General features: G+C 60.3%; 18 protein-coding genes. 9 read left to right on the forward strand and 9 right to left on the reverse strand.

Annotation, left to right across the window (positions count from 1 at the left end):
* Window positions 1–93: 93 nt before the first annotated feature.
* Window positions 94–2,790 carry a TIGR02302 family protein gene (locus tag GGE33_RS22405; RefSeq protein ID WP_183828240.1) on the forward strand — a complete coding sequence of 899 codons (2,697 nt, stop codon included), beginning with the start codon at window positions 94–96 and terminating at the stop codon, window positions 2,788–2,790.
* A 207-nt stretch (window positions 2,791–2,997) separates the two neighbouring features.
* Here the strand turns inward: GGE33_RS22405 and GGE33_RS22410 are convergent, their stop codons facing one another.
* From GGE33_RS22410 to GGE33_RS22420, 3 genes are all read right to left on the reverse strand, one after another.
* Complete coding sequence (locus tag GGE33_RS22410; protein WP_148148230.1) at window positions 2,998–3,375, reverse strand: response regulator; 378 nt, start codon at window positions 3,373–3,375, stop codon at window positions 2,998–3,000.
* Window positions 3,376–3,525: 150 nt separating this feature from the next.
* The gene (hpt, locus tag GGE33_RS22415; protein ID WP_148148229.1) at window positions 3,526–4,068 is read right to left on the reverse strand and encodes a hypoxanthine phosphoribosyltransferase; all 543 of its coding nucleotides are present in this window, start codon (window positions 4,066–4,068) and stop codon (window positions 3,526–3,528) included.
* A 65-nt stretch (window positions 4,069–4,133) separates the two neighbouring features.
* A complete protein-coding gene (locus tag GGE33_RS22420) occupies window positions 4,134–4,808 on the reverse strand; it encodes a hypothetical protein (protein WP_183686320.1) in 675 nt (224 codons plus the stop codon).
* Between the two features lie 222 nt (window positions 4,809–5,030).
* Here GGE33_RS22420 and ftsE point away from each other — a divergent pair, with 222 nt between their 5' ends.
* From ftsE to GGE33_RS22440, 4 genes are all read left to right on the forward strand, one after another.
* The gene (gene ftsE / locus GGE33_RS22425; RefSeq protein WP_183686322.1) at window positions 5,031–5,690 is read left to right on the forward strand and encodes a cell division ATP-binding protein FtsE; all 660 of its coding nucleotides are present in this window, start codon (window positions 5,031–5,033) and stop codon (window positions 5,688–5,690) included.
* 85 nt (window positions 5,691–5,775) lie between these two features.
* A complete protein-coding gene (locus tag GGE33_RS22430; protein ID WP_244654445.1) occupies window positions 5,776–6,726 on the forward strand; it encodes a cell division protein FtsX in 951 nt (316 codons plus the stop codon).
* Between the two features lie 70 nt (window positions 6,727–6,796).
* Window positions 6,797–7,528 (forward strand): YdcF family protein, encoded by a 732-nt coding sequence (locus GGE33_RS22435; protein ID WP_148148225.1) that lies wholly within the window; start codon window positions 6,797–6,799, stop codon window positions 7,526–7,528.
* A 72-nt stretch (window positions 7,529–7,600) separates the two neighbouring features.
* Window positions 7,601–8,392, forward strand: coding sequence for a lysophospholipid acyltransferase family protein (locus tag GGE33_RS22440; protein ID WP_183828243.1), 792 nt, complete (start codon window positions 7,601–7,603; stop codon window positions 8,390–8,392).
* Here GGE33_RS22440 and GGE33_RS22445 read toward each other — a convergent pair.
* Window positions 8,377–8,916, reverse strand: coding sequence for a gamma-glutamylcyclotransferase (locus GGE33_RS22445; RefSeq protein ID WP_148148223.1), 540 nt, complete (start codon window positions 8,914–8,916; stop codon window positions 8,377–8,379). The genes GGE33_RS22440 and GGE33_RS22445 overlap by 16 nt on opposite strands.
* A 52-nt stretch (window positions 8,917–8,968) precedes the next feature.
* On the opposite strand from GGE33_RS22445, the gene GGE33_RS22450 reads away from it, so the two are divergent.
* Complete coding sequence (locus GGE33_RS22450) at window positions 8,969–9,973, forward strand: DUF2125 domain-containing protein (RefSeq protein WP_148148222.1); 1,005 nt, start codon at window positions 8,969–8,971, stop codon at window positions 9,971–9,973.
* A 68-nt stretch (window positions 9,974–10,041) separates the two neighbouring features.
* Here GGE33_RS22450 and GGE33_RS22455 read toward each other — a convergent pair whose 3' ends face one another.
* Together GGE33_RS22455 and hisC are read right to left on the reverse strand one after the other, a co-directional pair.
* Window positions 10,042–10,971 carry a prephenate/arogenate dehydrogenase family protein gene (locus GGE33_RS22455; protein ID WP_246436404.1) on the reverse strand — a complete coding sequence of 310 codons (930 nt, stop codon included), beginning with the start codon at window positions 10,969–10,971 and terminating at the stop codon, window positions 10,042–10,044.
* Complete coding sequence (hisC, locus tag GGE33_RS22460; RefSeq protein ID WP_183828250.1) at window positions 10,971–12,077, reverse strand: histidinol-phosphate transaminase; 1,107 nt, start codon at window positions 12,075–12,077, stop codon at window positions 10,971–10,973. Before hisC ends, GGE33_RS22455 begins: the two co-directional genes overlap by 1 nt.
* Window positions 12,078–12,219: 142 nt before the next feature.
* On the opposite strand from hisC, the gene GGE33_RS22465 reads away from it, so the two are divergent.
* Complete coding sequence (locus GGE33_RS22465; RefSeq protein WP_183686324.1) at window positions 12,220–12,648, forward strand: YybH family protein; 429 nt, start codon at window positions 12,220–12,222, stop codon at window positions 12,646–12,648.
* Here the strand turns inward: GGE33_RS22465 and GGE33_RS22470 are convergent.
* Entirely contained in the window at window positions 12,639–13,388 is a 750-nt protein-coding gene (locus GGE33_RS22470; RefSeq protein WP_148148218.1) for a class I SAM-dependent methyltransferase, read from the reverse strand. The two genes, GGE33_RS22465 and GGE33_RS22470, sit on opposite strands and share 10 nt — an antisense overlap.
* 89 nt (window positions 13,389–13,477) lie before the next feature.
* Between GGE33_RS22470 and gloB the strand changes: the two genes are divergently transcribed.
* Both gloB and GGE33_RS22480 read left to right on the forward strand, forming a co-directional pair.
* Window positions 13,478–14,248 (forward strand): hydroxyacylglutathione hydrolase, encoded by a 771-nt coding sequence (gene gloB / locus GGE33_RS22475; protein ID WP_183828253.1) that lies wholly within the window; start codon window positions 13,478–13,480, stop codon window positions 14,246–14,248.
* A 4-nt stretch (window positions 14,249–14,252) separates the two neighbouring features.
* The gene (locus tag GGE33_RS22480) at window positions 14,253–14,693 is read left to right on the forward strand and encodes a cupin domain-containing protein (protein ID WP_183828256.1); all 441 of its coding nucleotides are present in this window, start codon (window positions 14,253–14,255) and stop codon (window positions 14,691–14,693) included.
* On the opposite strand, the gene yddG is transcribed toward GGE33_RS22480, so the two are convergent.
* Both yddG and GGE33_RS22490 read right to left on the reverse strand, forming a co-directional pair.
* Window positions 14,694–15,584 carry an aromatic amino acid exporter YddG gene (gene yddG / locus GGE33_RS22485; RefSeq protein ID WP_183828259.1) on the reverse strand — a complete coding sequence of 297 codons (891 nt, stop codon included), beginning with the start codon at window positions 15,582–15,584 and terminating at the stop codon, window positions 14,694–14,696.
* Between the two features lie 51 nt (window positions 15,585–15,635).
* The gene (locus GGE33_RS22490) at window positions 15,636–16,406 is read right to left on the reverse strand and encodes a DUF3108 domain-containing protein (RefSeq protein ID WP_183686326.1); all 771 of its coding nucleotides are present in this window, start codon (window positions 16,404–16,406) and stop codon (window positions 15,636–15,638) included.
* Between the last annotated feature and the right edge of the window lie 156 nt (window positions 16,407–16,562).

The following is a 16,562-nucleotide window of genomic DNA, read 5'->3' on the forward strand; positions in this document are numbered from 1 at the left end:
ATATGGGGGCCGGCCCAAGCCTGCCCTCGTCTTCGCCACAAAGACTGTTATCTTAGAGGCTTGTTTGCGCCGCCACGATCGGAGACGGACCGCATGAGCTTTACCCGCAAAGGTGCTTTCGAGACCCATCCCGCGCTTGCCCGCAGGGTGGCCCTGAAGCGTTCCTTCGCGCGTATCGTCCTGTTTTTCGAGCGGCTTTTGCCGCGGGCGCTTGCGCCTGTCGGCGTCGTTGCCCTGTTTTTCTCCGCATCCTGGTTCGGCATTTTCCGCCTGTCGCCGGATTGGCTGCGCTGGGTCCTGCTCACTGCATTTCTTTTCGCGCTGATCGCAACCCTTCTGCCCTTGGCGCGGATTCGCTGGCCGAGCGCCAATGAAGCGGACCGCCTGCTGGAGGATCGCAACAATCTTCCGCACCAACCGGTCGGCGTGCAGGAAGACGAGCCAGCCTTCGAGACACCCCTCTCCCGCGCTCTATGGAAGGAACACCAGATCCGCATGGCAAAGCGGATCGCAGCGCTCGATGCAGGCCTGCCGCAGCCGGATATCGCCAAGCACGACCGTTTCGGCCTGCGCGCCATCCCGGCGCTCGTCTTTACCGTTGCGCTTGCCTTCTCCTATTCCAACCGCGGTGGCAGCCTGGGTGATGCCTTTATCCCCGCGCCGCCGGCACCGAGCATCAATCCCGATCTGCGCATAGACGCATGGCTGACCCCGCCTTCCTATACCGGGCGCGCACCGGTGTTCCTGACCGGCCAGCAGGCGCAGAACAATAACGGCAACGTGTCGATACCGCAGAACTCCGCCCTGACGGTCCGCGTGACCGGCGGCGAGGGCGAAGAGGCGGTGGTCTTCACCACGACCGCCAACAAGCAGGATGTGACGCTCCAGACGGAAGAGACGAAGGCCGCGGCGAAAAAGGCTGCCGAGCAGGCGCAGAACGGCGCCCAGACCCCGCCTCAGCCGCCCGCAGCCCCGGCAAACGGCACCCAGCCGCTCGCGCCGCGCACCTATGCCATGGCAATTAATGAAAGCGGCAATCTTACCGTCAACGGCCAGAACTGGACATTCAATGTCATCCCCGACCGCCCGCCGGAAATCGCTTTCGAAGGCCAGCCGAAACGCTCGGTCAATGGCGCACTGGAAATCGGCTTCAAGGCCAAGGACGATTACGGCATTCGCGAAGCCCATGCGCTGATCGAGCCTGCAGGTCCGCAGGATCCGGCAACCACGCCTCTCTATCCGTTGCCGGAATACCGGCTCGATTTACCCCGCCAGACAAAAGGCCAGGAGATCAAGGGCCTCACCAGCCGCAGCCTCATCGAACATCCGCTGGCCGGAAAGCGCGTTCGCGTGACGCTGGTCGCAACCGACGGCGCCGGCCAGACGGGGCGCAGCCCGGTGCATGAAATGATCCTTCCCGGCCGCGGTTTCTCCGAGCCGCTCGCCGCAGCCGTTGCCGAGCAACGGCAGGTCTTTGCGCTCGACACGCGCCAGATGCCGAAAGCAATCGCGCTCAACGAAGCGCTGACGATCCGCCCCGACGAGACCATTCCCAACCTCGGTCATTTCCTTCTGATCGAATCCGCCCGCGGCCGCATGAAGCTTGCCCGGGGCGATGAACAGTTGAAGGAAACGGCTGATTATTTGTGGGAGATCGCGCTCGGCATCGAGGATGGCGATCTATCGCTGGCCGAACGCCGCCTGCGCGACGCCCAGCGCAACCTCTCCGAAGCCCTGCAGAACGGCGCAAACGATCAGGAAATCGCCCGCCTGATGCAGGAAATGCGCGAGGCGATGCAGCAATACATGAACGAACTGGCCCAGCGGATGCAGAACGCCCCGCGGGCGCAGCAGAACATGCAGGCGCAGAACGTCATCCGCCAGCGCGACCTGCAGAACATGATGGACCAGATCGAAAACCTGGCCCGTTCCGGCAATCGCGATGCCGCCCAGCAGATGCTGAACGAATTGCAGCGGATGATGAACAACCTGCAGGCCGGACGCCCGCAGCGCGGCCAGCAGGGCCAGCAGCAGCAGAACAGCCAGATGCGCCAGCAGATCGACAAGCTCGGCGAGATCATGCAGGAACAGCAGCGGCTGATGGACCAGACCTTCAAGCTGGATCAGGCACTGCGCGACCGCATGCAGCGCGGCGACCCTGACGATCAGGGTGAAGGCGAACAGCAGCAGTCGCAGCAGGGCCAACAGCAACAGGGGCAGCAGGGTCAACAAGGCCAAGGGCAGCAGAACACCGACCAGATGACTGCCGAACAGTTGCGCGAGGCGCTGAAGAACCTGCGCGCGCAGCAGGAAGGCCTCGGCAAGAAGCTTGGCGAATTGCAGCAGGGCCTTAAGGGTCTAGGCATGCAGCCCGGCGAAGGCTTCGGCCAGGCTGAGCGTGAAATGGGCAATGCAGGCAAGGCTCTGGGTCAGGGTCAGGGCGAACAGGCTGTGCAGGGACAGGGCAATGCGCTCAATGCCCTACGCCAGGGGGCCCAAAACATGATGCAGCAGATGATGCAGGCCATGCAGGGCCAGCAAGGGCAGCAGGGCGAGCAGAATGGCGAGGGCGAAGGCATGGCCAACCAGGGCGGCCAGAACGGCCGCGATCCCCTCGGCCGCCCACGCGCCACTTCAGGCCCGGATTTCGGCGATCAGGTGAAGGTCCCCGACGAGATCGACGTGCAGCGAGCGCGAGAAATTCTCGACGCCATTCGTGAGAAGCTCGGCGGCGCGTTGTCGGGCGATGCGGAGCGGCAATATCTGGAGCGTTTGCTGGAGATCAGGTGAGGGTAAAAAAGCAAAGGCGGCGCAAGCATTGCCCCTCATCCGCCTGCCGGCTCCTTCTCCCTGTCTTGGCGGGGAGAAGCAGTAGCGACCTCTCCATCGTCAAACGGCACGTCACTCTCCCCGCTTGCGAGGGGGCGAAGGACGGGTGAGACCCGTGGCTGGCGCTGGTATGGGCTAGGGTCAGTGGCAGCTTCTCTCAGATAGATTTCAGGCAGCCTGCGATGACACACCCGCAAGCGCTCTTGCCACCGCTTTGCGGATATCTGGCAGCGCAAACGGCTTCGGCACGACGTCAACGATCTTGCTGGCGAGGTCGTCGGCGCGTTCCCGCTGCTCGGCATAACCGGTCATCAGCAGGATTTTCATCTCCGGAAAGCGGGCGGAAGCCTGGTGGGCGAGTTCGATCCCGTCCATGACCGGCATGCGGATATCGGAAAGAAGCAGGTCGTATGAGCCCTCGTCGAGCTTCTCGAGCCCTTCGGCCCCATCACCGGCTTCAAAGGTCTCGTGACCGTCAAGCCGCAGCGCGCGTGCGACGAAGCGGCGGAGAGATTCCTCGTCTTCGGTAATAAGGATTCTGGCCATAGCGATCATCGCTCCCTGTGTTTCAATTCGGGAGCAAATGACCAGACTTTCCTTTTCGAGGAGTAAACGGAGCCCCTGCGGAGGCTCCGGATGGTTAACGCCTTGCGACCGCCGGGATGCGATTTCTTACCTCCCGACGCTCGTCCAGTATCAGGCGTCGCCGGTAACGACGCCGACGAACGGCAGTTCGCGGAAGGCATAGGCTGCATCCATGCCGTAGCCGACAACGAAATAGTCGGGGCATTCGAAACCGACATAATCGGCTTCCAGCTCTTCCTTGCGCTTGACGCTCTTGTCCAAAAGTACGGCGATCGTCACGTTGCGCGCGCCGCGCTCATAGAGCAGTTCCTTGGCGAATTTCAGCGTGCGACCGGATTCGAGAATATCGTCGATCAGAAGCACATCGCGGCCATGCACGTCGCTGTCGATATCCTTGACGATGCGGACACCCTGCGACACCGTGCCCGTGCCGTAGCTCGACAATGTGATGAATTCAACTTCCGGGGCAAGGCCCGTCTCATGCAGCGAGCGCAGAAGATCGGCTGCGAAAATGAACGATCCCTTGAGGATGGCGATAACCAGCAGGTCCTTGGTCGGACCCTTGGCGATCTCGGCCGCGATGGCATGATTGCGCTCAGCAATCTGCTCGGCGGTGAATAGCGGTTCGATCTGCTTGCCGCGCACGACTGGCATGAGGCTCTCCTGCGTGTCTCTCAAAGACGCCGCGATAGCACAATCGGCCCTGCTAAAGAAAGCTTTCAGGCTCCGCGCCCGGCCAATGAGAGCCTCAGATCGGGAAGTTTTCCACCGGGATGGGGTACGCGCACGGAAAAACCATAGCTTTCGCGGCCACCGATCTGCGAGGCAGAGGTCGAGATCAGCGTGCTTGCAACCACCGTTTCGCCCGAGAGAAGATCGGCACGGATCGACGGCATGTCGAGGCGTCCTTCAGTGCGGTTCTCGACGATCCCGTTGATCAGGAGCACACGCATGCCATTGGCATCCTGCGGCGTCATCGTCACATGGGTGATATCGAGCGCCGGTCCCGGCTCGGCCGATGGGCCCGAAAGCAGCGAGAAACCACCGAAGATCGTAAACACCGTCACCACGACGCTTGCGACCACGGCAACGAAGGCATCCGGCGACAGACGCAGCAGTTTTCCTTCGATCGCGCCGATCATGCCGCCGGCAATGGTTTGGCGAGGCATGGCTTCGGCTTTGCGCGGTCGGCGATCGTTCGAAGAGGTAGCAGCGTGGCGGCGAGCACGATCGTTGACCGGCACGAAATGCGCGTCCTCGACCTCGTACGTCTTTACGAATGGCTTGGGAAACCGGATGACCTTCCCTTTGCCGTCCTTCTCGTCCCCCTCGGGCGGAAGAATATCGATCGGCATCTTGGCACGGGCTTGGCGACGGTCCTGGAAGGTGCTCATGGTGCCCTCTCCGCCTACCTCCTCTTTACCCCCTGATCAGTCTCGATCAGGCTTCAGAGGTCGGGCATTGAAACAAACTCTCCCCAGTCGTAAACTGATATGGTTAACGTTTTCCAAATTTGGCCTGAAAATCGCCCTTTTGACTGCTTGATTTACCCTTCGTTTACCCGCGGCGTTAAGAGATAGCCGCTGAAGCTTCACACAGCCAAGACAAGGTCGCCGGTGATCCATTTCGAAAATGTCGGTCTGCGTTATGGCATGGGCCCGGAAATCCTTCGGGACATGACGTTCGACATTCCCAAACGATCCTTCCAGTTCCTGACCGGCCCCTCGGGCGCGGGCAAGACGACGTTGCTTCGTCTCCTGTTCATGTCGCTCAATCCGACCCGCGGCATCATCCGCATGTTTGGGCGCGATCTGTCGCAGATCCCGCGCGACGAGTTTCCCATGCTACGCCGCCGTGTTGGCATCGTCTTTCAGGACTTTCGTCTTCTCGATCACCTGACGACCTACGAGAACGTCGCTCTGCCCTTGCGGGTCAGGGGCAAGGACGAAGCCTCCTATCGCAATGACGTGATCGACCTTTTGAAATGGGTGGGCCTCGGCGAACGGATCAACGTCCTTCCGGCAATCCTGTCGGGCGGTGAAAAGCAGCGTGCTGCAATCGCCCGCGCCCTGATGGACCGCCCTGAGATATTGCTTGCCGACGAACCGACGGGCAATGTCGACCCGCCGATGGCGCGCCGCCTGCTCAGCCTGTTTCTGGAATTGAACCGACTGGGCACCGCCGTCGTTATCGCAACGCACGACCTGGCATTGATGGATCAGGTCGACGCGCGACGTATGATCCTGACAGATGGACGGCTCGACATCTATGAGTGACGCAGGCCGAATGGGAAGGTCGCAATTTCCTGAAGAGGAAACCAGCAAGAGCGGACGCCAGGACACCGCACGGCGCCGCACGGAAATGCACGTCCGCTCGACAGCCGCAATCCTGCCGCCCGCCAACATCCAGGGCAATGCGCTGATGGTCGTCATCGCCATCATGGCCTTTCTTGCCTGTCTCACGCTCGGCGCCGTCAGCATGGTGCGCGCCACGGCAGCCGGCTGGCAAAGCCAGATCTCCCGCGAGATCACCATCCAGATCAAGCCGGCTGAAGGGCTGGACATGGATGCTGCGCTGAAAAAGGCGCGGGATCTGGCGCTGACATTCGTCGGGACCAAGTCCGGCACGATCATGGATGACGCCGCAACCGCGAGACTTCTCGAACCCTGGCTTGGCTCCGACCTGCAGCTGGACGATCTGCCTGTACCCCGCCTCGTCATCATCACCATCGACGAGAGCAATCCGCCGGATTTCGAGGGGATGCGTGCATTATTGAAGACGGAAGTGCCGCAGGCGTTTCTCGACGATCACCGCACTTGGGTCGACCGGCTCGTTTCCATGGCCCGCACCACCGTCTGGATCGGCACGGGCGTTCTGATCCTGGTTTTCACCGCGATGATCCTGACGGTGATCTTCGCCACCCGCGGCGCGCTTTCCGGCAACCGCCATATCGTCGAAGTGCTGCATTTCGTCGGCGCCGAACGCACCTTCGTTGCGAACGAATTTCAGAAACACTTCCTCAAGATCAGCCTGAAGGGCTCCGCGGTCGGCGGCGTGGTGGCAGCGCTCCTCTTCGCCACGGCCAGCCTCTGGCAGTCAAATTCCCGTGCGACACCGGAAAGTGAGCAGGCAATGGCGCTGTTCGGATCTTTCACGATCGGCTGGAACGGCTATCTCGGCATCTTTGCCACAATGCTGATCATCGCGCTTCTGACCACGTTGACGGCGCGTTTCACCGTGATGCGGACGATCGACGAAATCGACCTCGTAAGATCCGATCCATCTCGCTCAGATGGACTGCCACCATCATGACATTCAATCATATTACCTGGTAACGTTTCGAGGACTATTCACCGCCTCAATCTGCGACTAATGACAGGTCATGAAATTCGGCTGGAGCAATCGCTGGACGCCCGAAAGCCGCCCTCCGGGCAGGCCGGAAATCGGGCTATTGTCGCGCCAGAGCGCCTTGCGGCGGTTCGCAAGGCGACTGATCATGCTGGTCTTTATCTGTGCGGCTATCCTCGGCGGCGGTTTTTTATGGTTCGCTGATTCGGTCACGTCGCTGCGCGCGCCCGACGGTGTAAAAGCAGACGCCATTGTGGTTCTTACCGGCGGTTATCTTCGCATCGAGCAGGCAGTCGGCCTGTTGCGAGACGGCGCGGGTAAGCGTCTGCTTATCTCCGGCGCTCATCCCTCCACCACGCCGACCCAGATCCGCAAGGCGACCCAGGCATCTGCTGACCTGTTCAAATGCTGTGTCGATATCGGTTACGATGCGATCGACACGATCGGCAATGCCAACGAGATCACTCGCTGGATCCATGACCATGGTTACAAATCCGTTCTGGTCGTGACCAACAACTATCACATGCTGCGCAGCCTGCATGAATTGCGACGCGCCGATCCCGCAACCGAATTCATTGCTTATCCGGTGGTCAATGCCGATCTTGCCCGTCGCGCCTGGTTCGCGGAGCCCGACACGCTGCGCACGATGCTGTCGGAATACGGAAAGGTCGTGCTCGCCTCACTTCGGGACTGGCTTGGCATGGCGCGCTGGACCGGGCTTCGGACAGAAGAAGATCCTGACAAAACCAAGAACCCTTCTCCCTGATCTCGCACCGAGAACTCTTTTTTCCGTGCCCGATCTCGTGTAGGCAACGCGCAATCCTCAAAGGAACCCATCATGCTGTTGCTGCGCTCGATCCTGTTCAATACCGCGTTCTATACCAACACCATCCTGCGCATGATCCTGCTCTCGCCGGTCTATTTTCTCTCCCCGCGCAAGGCAGCCTTTCGGGTTCCGAAGGCCTGGGCAGCATCCAACAACTGGCTGATGGAAAAGATCGTCGGTGCGACATTCGAGATCGAGGGTATCGAGAACATCCCCGAAGGCGGCTGCATATTCGCGCCGAAACACCAGTCGGCCTGGGACACGTTTGCTCTGCTGCCCTACCAGCGCGATCCAGTCTATATTCTGAAGCGCGAACTGATGTGGATCCCGCTTTTCGGCTGGTATGTCGCCAAACAACGGATGATCCCGGTCAACCGTGGCGCTCGCGGCAAGGTCATGGTCGAGGTGATGAAGCGCACCCGGCAGGAAATGGACAACGGCCGTCAGTTGATCATCTATCCGGAAGGCACGCGCAAACCGCCCGGCGCCCCGCCGGAATACCGTTACGGCATCGCCCGCATCTATCGCGACGTCAAGGTTCCGGTCGTGCCGATCGTTGCCCATTGGGGCTTGTTCTGGGGCCGCCGCAAACTGGTGAAGTATCCCGGCCGCTTCAAGGTCCGCATCCTGCCTCCGATCGAGCCGGGCATGGACCCGGATACCTTTTATGCGCACCTGATCGAGACGCTGGAAAAGGCGAGCGACGAACTGCTGATCGAAACCGTAGAGGCCAACCCGCACCTGCCGCTGCCACCGACTGCGGTAAAGCGCTTGGCGGAATTGCGGGCTCAGTCGGCGGCCTGAGCCGTTTGCAGGCTGACAGCATCCCCGACTGCCTCCAGCCAGAGATCGCGAATACCCATCTGCTTCAGTTGCGCCACCGTGTTGAGCACATAGGCATCGTTCGGCCCGGACTGACCATGCGATCGCAAGACCACTTCCGCCGCCTCCTCCACGCTGAGGCTCCCGGCATATTGCTCGTGGTGGCGGTCGACCACATAGGTCACGGCCTGCACGCGACGCCCGCCCGGCAGGCCAATGGGCAGGATGCGTTCCTTGTAGACATTGGTTATGAGTTCACGTTTGCGCAGATAATCCAGCGCATCGTCACGATCCTTGTCGCCAACCCTGAATGCCATGCCCCGGCAGGACCCACCCCGGTCCAGTCCCATGACGAGACCTGGGTTTTCTGCGGTTCCGCGATGCGCGGTTGACCAGATGCAAAGCGAGCGGCGAAACCCGTGAACGCGTGCAGCCTCTCGCTCCACATAGGGAAATCCCGGGTTCCACATCAGTGATCCGTAGCCAAAGACCCAAAATTCGTCCATATCGCACGCCATGCCATCATTTTAGTTTGCGTCGCACCATTGGGAGAACAACATGGCAGCGTCAAGCCGATCCGGCACCAGCAGAAAACTCTGGTTTCTTGCGAGTGCCGTCGTGCTCGTCATCGCACTCTACACCGCGGGCTGGTTTTATGCCGCCTCGGCCCTGCGCGAAAGGACGCTGCTTCTGCTCGGTAGCCAGGCGGATGCCGGTATTTCGGCCAACTGCGAGAATGCCGAATATCGCGGTTATCCCTTCCGCATCGGCCTGTTCTGCTCGAAGGTGGATGTCGACGATACCGTCAACGGAATATCCGCAAGCTTCGGCCCTCTGCGTTCGGCAGCTCAGGTCTACAATCCGGGCCATATCGTATGGGAGCTCGATGCGCCGTCGGAAGTGCGCACCGGCCATGGCCTTTCCATCGCCAGTACATGGGAAAGCCTGCAATCCAGCCTCGTGACCAAGCTAAAGGGCGTCGAGCGCGCCTCCATGGTCATCCAGAAGCCGAAGACGACCATTCAGTCTTCCGCCAGCGGGCAGGCTTTCGATATCGCGGCTGACCAGTCAGAAATTCATCTGCGCCAGAATGGTGCGGATCTCGACGCCGCCATCCAGCTGCAGAACGCCACAACGACAGCCAAGGGCCTGCCGCAGCTTCTACCCGCCACCAATACCAGCATCGACGTGACGCTCAAGGACCGCGCCGGTGTTCTTGACGGAAGCGACCGCAACGGACTTGCGCTGCATGGTTCGGAAGGAGACTTGCGCGAATTCAAGGCCGATCTTGGCCAAGGCCAGGTGCTGACCCTTTCCGGTCCATTCTCCTTCGACGACAGGGGTCGCATGTCCGGCAAGATGAAGCTGAGGATTGAGGATATCCCGGCCTGGCAGGACAGCCTGAGCCGCGCATTTCCGGGCCTGGAATCGACGATCGGGACTGCGGCGAACATGCTGCAGGCACTAGGCGGCGGAGAGAAGGCTTCCCTCGATATCACAATCCGCCGCGGCAAGGTGTTTGCCGGTGGGCTGATCCCGATCGGCGAAATCCCGCCGATCTAAGCGATTTCAGCAAAAGTGTGCAGCGGTTTTGCGTCCGCAATCGCGCACAACAAAATGGCGTTTCCGCCCTACTTCTTCGTATCCAGCGAGTGGCGACCGAAGTCCGGCGCATCCACGTCCTGACCGGCCTGGATGATCGAGCGGCGGACGGCACGCGTACGGGTGAAGAGTTCAAACAGCTTGTCGCCCTCGCCCCAGCGGATCGCCCGCTGGAGATAAGCGAGATCTTCCGAAAACCGCGCCAGCATTTCGAGGATCGCATCCTTGTTATGCAGGCAGATATCGCGCCACATGGTCGGATCGGATGCGGCCAGACGGGTGAAATCGCGGAAACCTGAGGCGGAATATTTGATCACTTCCGATTCCGTCACCGTCTCCAGATCGTCAGCCGTACCAACGATATTGTAGGCGATGATATGCGGAAGATGCGACACGATCGCCAGCACCTTGTCATGGTGCTGCGGATCCATGTCGTCCACCCGCGAGCCGAGCGCCATCCAGAAGGCTTTCAGCCTGTCCAGTGCGTCAGCATCGGTATCCGGCAGCGGCGTGAAGATGCACCAGCGATCACGAAACAGACCGGCAAAACCGGCATCCGGGCCTGACTTCTCCGTGCCTGCCAGCGGATGGCCCGGAATGAAATGCACGTTGTCCGGCATATGCGGCGCCATCTGCGCGATGACGGATGCCTTGGTCGAGCCAACATCGGTCACGATCACACCCGGCTTTAGCGAGCCGGCAATCTGCTTGGCAACGACCTCAGATGCGCCAACGGGAACCGAAACGATGACGAGATCAGCATCCTTGACCGCATCGGCGGCCGACACCGTGTATTCGGTGCCGAGCTCCAGTTCTTCGGCGCGGCGCAGCGTTTCCTCACTGCGCGTCGAAACCACCACATGTTTTGCAAGCCCGAGCTGCTTGACGTCGCGGGCGATCGACGAGCCGATCAGGCCGATACCGATCAGCGCGATCCGCTCGAAATGCACGTCACTCATCATTTCCGTCCCATGAATTCGCCGAGCGCTTCGATGACGCCGCGATTGGCTTCTTCCGAGCCGACCGTCATGCGCAGTGCATTCGGCAGGCCGTAACCCTTCACCATGCGCAGGATGTAACCGCGGCTGGTGAGGAATTCGTCGGCATCCGGTGCACGCTTGCCGTCGACATCCGGAAAATGGATCAGCACGAAGTTGGTGACGGAAGGCGTAACCGTAAGACCGATAGTCTCGAAGGCATGGGTCAGCTTGTCCTTCCAGAGCAGATTGTGCTCGACGGCTTCCCCGACGAAGTTCTGGTCGCGGATGGCTGCGGCACCGGCGGCGATTGCCGGGGCATTCATGTTGAACGGACCACGCACGCGGTTCAGCGCATCGAGAATGCCGGCCGGGCCATACATCCAGCCGATACGAAGTGCGGCAAGGCCATAGACCTTCGAGAACGTGCGGCACATGACGACGTTCCTGTTCTGCGAAACCAGTTCGACGCCCGCCTCGTAGTCATTCTTGCGCACATATTCCGCATAGGCCGCATCGAGCACGAGAATGACATTCTTCGGCAGGCCGGCATGCAGGCGGCGGATATCGGCGACCGGAACATAGGTGCCGGTCGGATTGCCTGGATTGGCGATGAAGACGAGCTTGGTCTTGTCCGTAACGGCTGCAAGGATCGCGTCGACGTCGACCGTGTAATCCTTCTCCGGCACTTCGATGGCCGTCGCACCGGCGCCCATGATCTGGATCTTGTAGACGAGGAAGCCGTGCTGAGTGATGATCGCCTCGTCACCGGCACCGAGATAGACGTGACACAGCAGGCCAAGAAGTTCGTCCGACCCATTGCCGCACATGATATTTGCGACGTTCAACCCATGTACGGAGGCGATTGCATCGCGCAGCGCCAGCGCCTGACCATCCGGATAAAGCTCGAGATGCCCGGCGGACTGACGGAATGCCTCGATTGCCTTGGGGCTGGCACCAAGCGGCGTTTCATTGGAGGAAAGCTTGAAGACGCGCGCAACGCCAGGAGCATGTTCCTTGCCGGGTACATAGGCAGCGATATCCAGAATGCCTGGACGCGGAACGGGCTCACTCACAACGATGCTCATCGGATCAACCTTCTTGGAAATGCCTGCAATGGCAGGGAATGTGAGACGGATTAAAGCCGAAAACGATGCTTGTCGAGAGTAACTGTCGGAACGATCGGCCCCAAAACGTCTTGAAGATGACTGGACTGCGATGGAGGAGACGATGAGCACCGGTGACCATGATGACATTAAGGCCCTGCTGCGGGACTGGATGGCCGCCTTGCGGGCAAAGGATGCGGACGGGATTATCCGCTGCCAATCGGTTACGGTCCGCCAATTTTCGCTTGCCCCGCCGCTGCAGGAGACAGGCAATGACACGTCCTCCCTGCAAGCCTGGCTCGACAGCTGGGATGGACCACTCGAATTCGATATCCGCGACACAGACCTGAGGCTTGGCGGCGACATTGCCTGGTGCTCGGCATTGGCCTGGCTGAGCGGCATCAAGAACGACGGACAGAAGATCGGTTTCTGGTTTCGCCTGACCATTGCCTTTGCCCGCGAGGACGGACGCTGGCTGATCGTCCATATCCATGAGTCCGTACCCTTAGCCATGGAAGGCCAGCCCCTGGCGATCTTCGACCTTCAGCCCTGATTTCGCTCGCGCGTGGTTCTGACGCCTTGCGGCGCCAACACAGGCACAAAGACGCGGCGTGATGCACGCGCGGCAACCGGCAACCCCTGATAGAGCCGCTTCTGTGCCTCAATCACGATGACGCCGGAAAAGACCGGCCAGAATCGCCGACCCAGCCGCTCGAAAACATTCCTGGCCTTGAGCACTGCGCGCACCTTCGAGGGCGGAAAGAACAGCGCCTCGGCCGCAGCTCCGGGCGTGAAATTCGCCTCGCGCAGAAGCGTCGTCAGCTGGCTGCGGGAATAGGGCCGCCCGGAACCGAAGGGCGTATGTTCCATTCGCGCCCAGACGCCGCGCCGGTTGGGAACGACGATGACCAGCCTTCCGCCAGGGGCAAGCACACGCCAGATTTCCTTCAGGCTCTCCCGCGGGTTTTCGGTAAATTCCAGGGAATGGACCATCAGCACGCGATCGACGGAACTGTCCGGCAAAGGCAGTTCCTCATCGAAAACCAGCGCTGTCGAGGATTTTTCCCCGACCGGCCAGTTCACTGCCCCCTGCCCGGCCGGCATGAAGGCGAAGGTCCGTTCCGTATCGGTCCGGAACCGATCGAGATAGGGAACCGCATAGCCCAGCCCCACCAGGCGCTCCTCCGGCAGCCGCGCCCACAGCGAGGAAAGCGCCATGGCGATCGACTGCTCCGCCAGACGGCCGAGCGCGGAATGATAGAACTCACGGAGGTCAACAATATCGACAGACAAAACGCAAATGCTCGTGTTCAGTGGTTGGACTTGGACATGCCTCCCTCTACATTGTTCCGCAAGAAGCATTGAGCAATAGGTCTATTCTGATGAAGCCTTTGGAAATCGAAGTTTTTTCCTGCAGGAGCGATAATTACGGCGTTCTGGTACATGAACCGGAAAGCGGATTGACCGTATCGATCGATGCGCCGGAGGAAAAACCCATCGTCGAGGCAGCAAACCGCCGCGGCTGGCAACTCACCCATATCTTCACCACCCACCACCATACCGACCATGTGGAGGCCAATCTGGCGTTGAAGGAGCGTTATGGGCTGGAGATTATCGGACCGGTCAACGAGGCGGTCGCTATCCCCGGGCTCGACAGGAGTGTCGAGGACGGTGAGGAATTCCAGTTCGGTGGACATCTTGTGCGGGTGATCGAAACGCCCGGCCACACCGCCGGCCATATCTGCTTCCATTTCCCTGACGACAAAATCCTGTTTGCCGCCGATACGCTGTTTGCGCTCGGCTGCGGACGACTGTTCGAGCGCCCCGCCGCCGACATGTGGCACTCGCTGCAGAAACTGGCAGGCCTCCCGGACGAGACCGCGATTTATTTCGGCCACGAATACACGTTGTCCAACGCGAGATTTGCGCTGACGATCGATCCCGACAACGAGCCGTTGCAGCGTCGCGCCGCCCAGATCGAGGAACTGCGCAAAGAGGGCAAGTTCACCATTCCGACCATGATGGGGCTGGAGAAGGAAACCAACCCCTTCCTGCGTGCCAAGGATCCAAAAATCCGCCGCAACCTGATCATGGAAGGCAAGACGAACGAGGAAGTGTTTGCAGAAATCCGCAAGCGCAAGGACAATTTCTAAATCGATGACACCCAACCCCGTCAGGCAGACAGCAAAAGAAATCATTGCCACGCTGAACATGCAGCGCCACCCGGAAGGCGGCTGGTTTGCCGAGACCTTTCGGGATGGCGACGGCAAGACCCGTGGCGCCTCGACGGCGATATATTATCTGCTGCAGGCGGGTGAACGCTCCCATTGGCATCGCGTCCGTGATGCGGTCGAGGTCTGGCACTACTATGCCGGAGATCCGCTGCTTCTGAAGATCTCGGATGGAACCGCGGTCGAGGAAATCCGCCTGGGTACGGATCTAGCCGCCGGTGAGCGTCCGCAGGCGGTGGTGCCGGCAAACGCATGGCAATCGGCCGAGCCGCTGGGCAACTTCACGCTCGTCGGCTGCACGGTGGCACCAGCATTCGAATTTTCGAGTTTTGAGATGGCAGAGCCCGGCTGGGAGCCGGGCCGATAACTATTCCGCGGGTGCCTCTGCCGCTTTCCGCTTGGGCTTGATCATCTCCTTCGCGGCCAGCACCGCCCCGCCAGTAATCAGCACGCAGGCGATCAGAATCCGCCAGCTCGGTTCGGCAAAGCCGCTGGCGAGCAGGATCAACGTCGAAAGCAGTGGCGCGGCATAGCTTGCAGCCCCGATCACCTGGATGTCGCCGTTCTTGACGCCGTAATCCCAGGCATAGAAGGCAGCACCCACCGGCAACAGGCCAAGGCCGACCACGGCCGCCCATTCGCCACCGCTCGCCGGCCAGACCGTCGTTTCCAGCGCCAGATGGCAGACGAGCGACAGAAGCGCCGTTGCCAGGCAGAAGCCCGTCACCACGTCCGTCGACACCCGATCGAAACTACGTGTCAGCAGCGAATAACCCGACCACGTGAAGGCGCAAAGCAGAGCCGCGCCATAACCCAGGAGATAGGACTGGTCGAAGGATACGCCATTGCGCGAGACGATAGCGACAGTGCCGCATAGTCCGGCAAGTGCCCCGGCGACATGATACCAGCGCAGCCTTTCCCCTGGCAGAAGCGCCGAACCGACAACGATCAATAGCGGCCAGAGATAGGCGATCAATCCGGCCTCAACAGCCGGCGCGTTACGAAGCGCGGTAAAATAGAGGAAATGATAGCCAAAGAGACCGGCGATCCCGATGATCCACACCTTCGCCGGCTGCTTGAGCAGCCTGATACGATCCGGCTTGATGGACAGTAAAACCAGTCCCGGCAGGCTACCGATCGCGAATGTCATCGCATTCATCTGGAACGGCGGAACGCTTCCGGAAGCCGCCGTCATGAGAGCCAGCAGCGACCACATCAGGATCGCGGTAAAACCGATCAAGGTACCCCGTAACTTCAACCTCAGTTCCCCTCTTTATTGGCCACGTTGCCGCGAGTACGACACACGCTCTCAGCCGCCGTATCGGGCGGCCGTTATATAGAGCGGTCCCATCCTCGTTGGGATACGGGCATAGATCGGGGCATATACATTGGACCCGTCTGCCTTGGCAAACCACACTTCCATCGGGGTCTTCTGCAGATACTCGATGTCATCGCGTCCCTTACGGTAACCGGATTTCGGCTGGTAGCGGACAGTGCAGACGATGGCTTCGCCCTTGAAGCCCTTGGTCTCATAGGGCTTGGTCCCTTCCCGCTTGAGCAGCAGGTCCATCCGCGATTCCCCGTCATAAACCGGCACGCGGCTCGGGCAAACGGTCGCCCCCTCCGGGAAGATCAGCCCGCTCAACGGATCCAGCACCGAACGCAGGTCCTGTGGCGTGACAGGCACCCAGTTTTCCGCCTTGCGGCGCGGTGGCGGCGTAATCGTCGTGTCCGTCACATTGCCGTTGGTATAGACGACATCATAGATCCGCGTCCGTTTCCCCAACTTGTAGACCAGATTGTATCGGTTGGCCTGCAGGCGATCCCCCTCGATCCGTCCTGCCACGTTCGTCTCGGCCGACACCTTCTTGATCACGTTGACGATGCCGCCTGACTTGAAGATGCCGTTGATCTTGTAGCCGTTACCGTCGAATTCACTCGAAAAGCTCGCCGTACCGATCGGCAGGATACCAAGAGTGATATCGTAATCGGTGACATGTTTATCGGCAGACCATGCCGATGAGGTGCCTGCAACAAAGAGGAAGACAGCTCCCGCAAGCGGGCGGATGAATGAGAACATGGTTTGCCTGCGACCGGTTTGAGAATTCCAAGAATCCGATATAAGAGGCACATCATGGCAAGAAAATAGCCATGGCTGCAGTTAGTCGCGGTGCAAAGACGTACGAAAGCCGAGGTTTTGGCTTGACGCGCGAAGCCTCACTGACTATAGAACCGC

This window comes from Aliirhizobium cellulosilyticum, from assembly GCF_014198105.1.
GTDB lineage: Bacteria > Pseudomonadota > Alphaproteobacteria > Rhizobiales > Rhizobiaceae > Neorhizobium > Neorhizobium cellulosilyticum.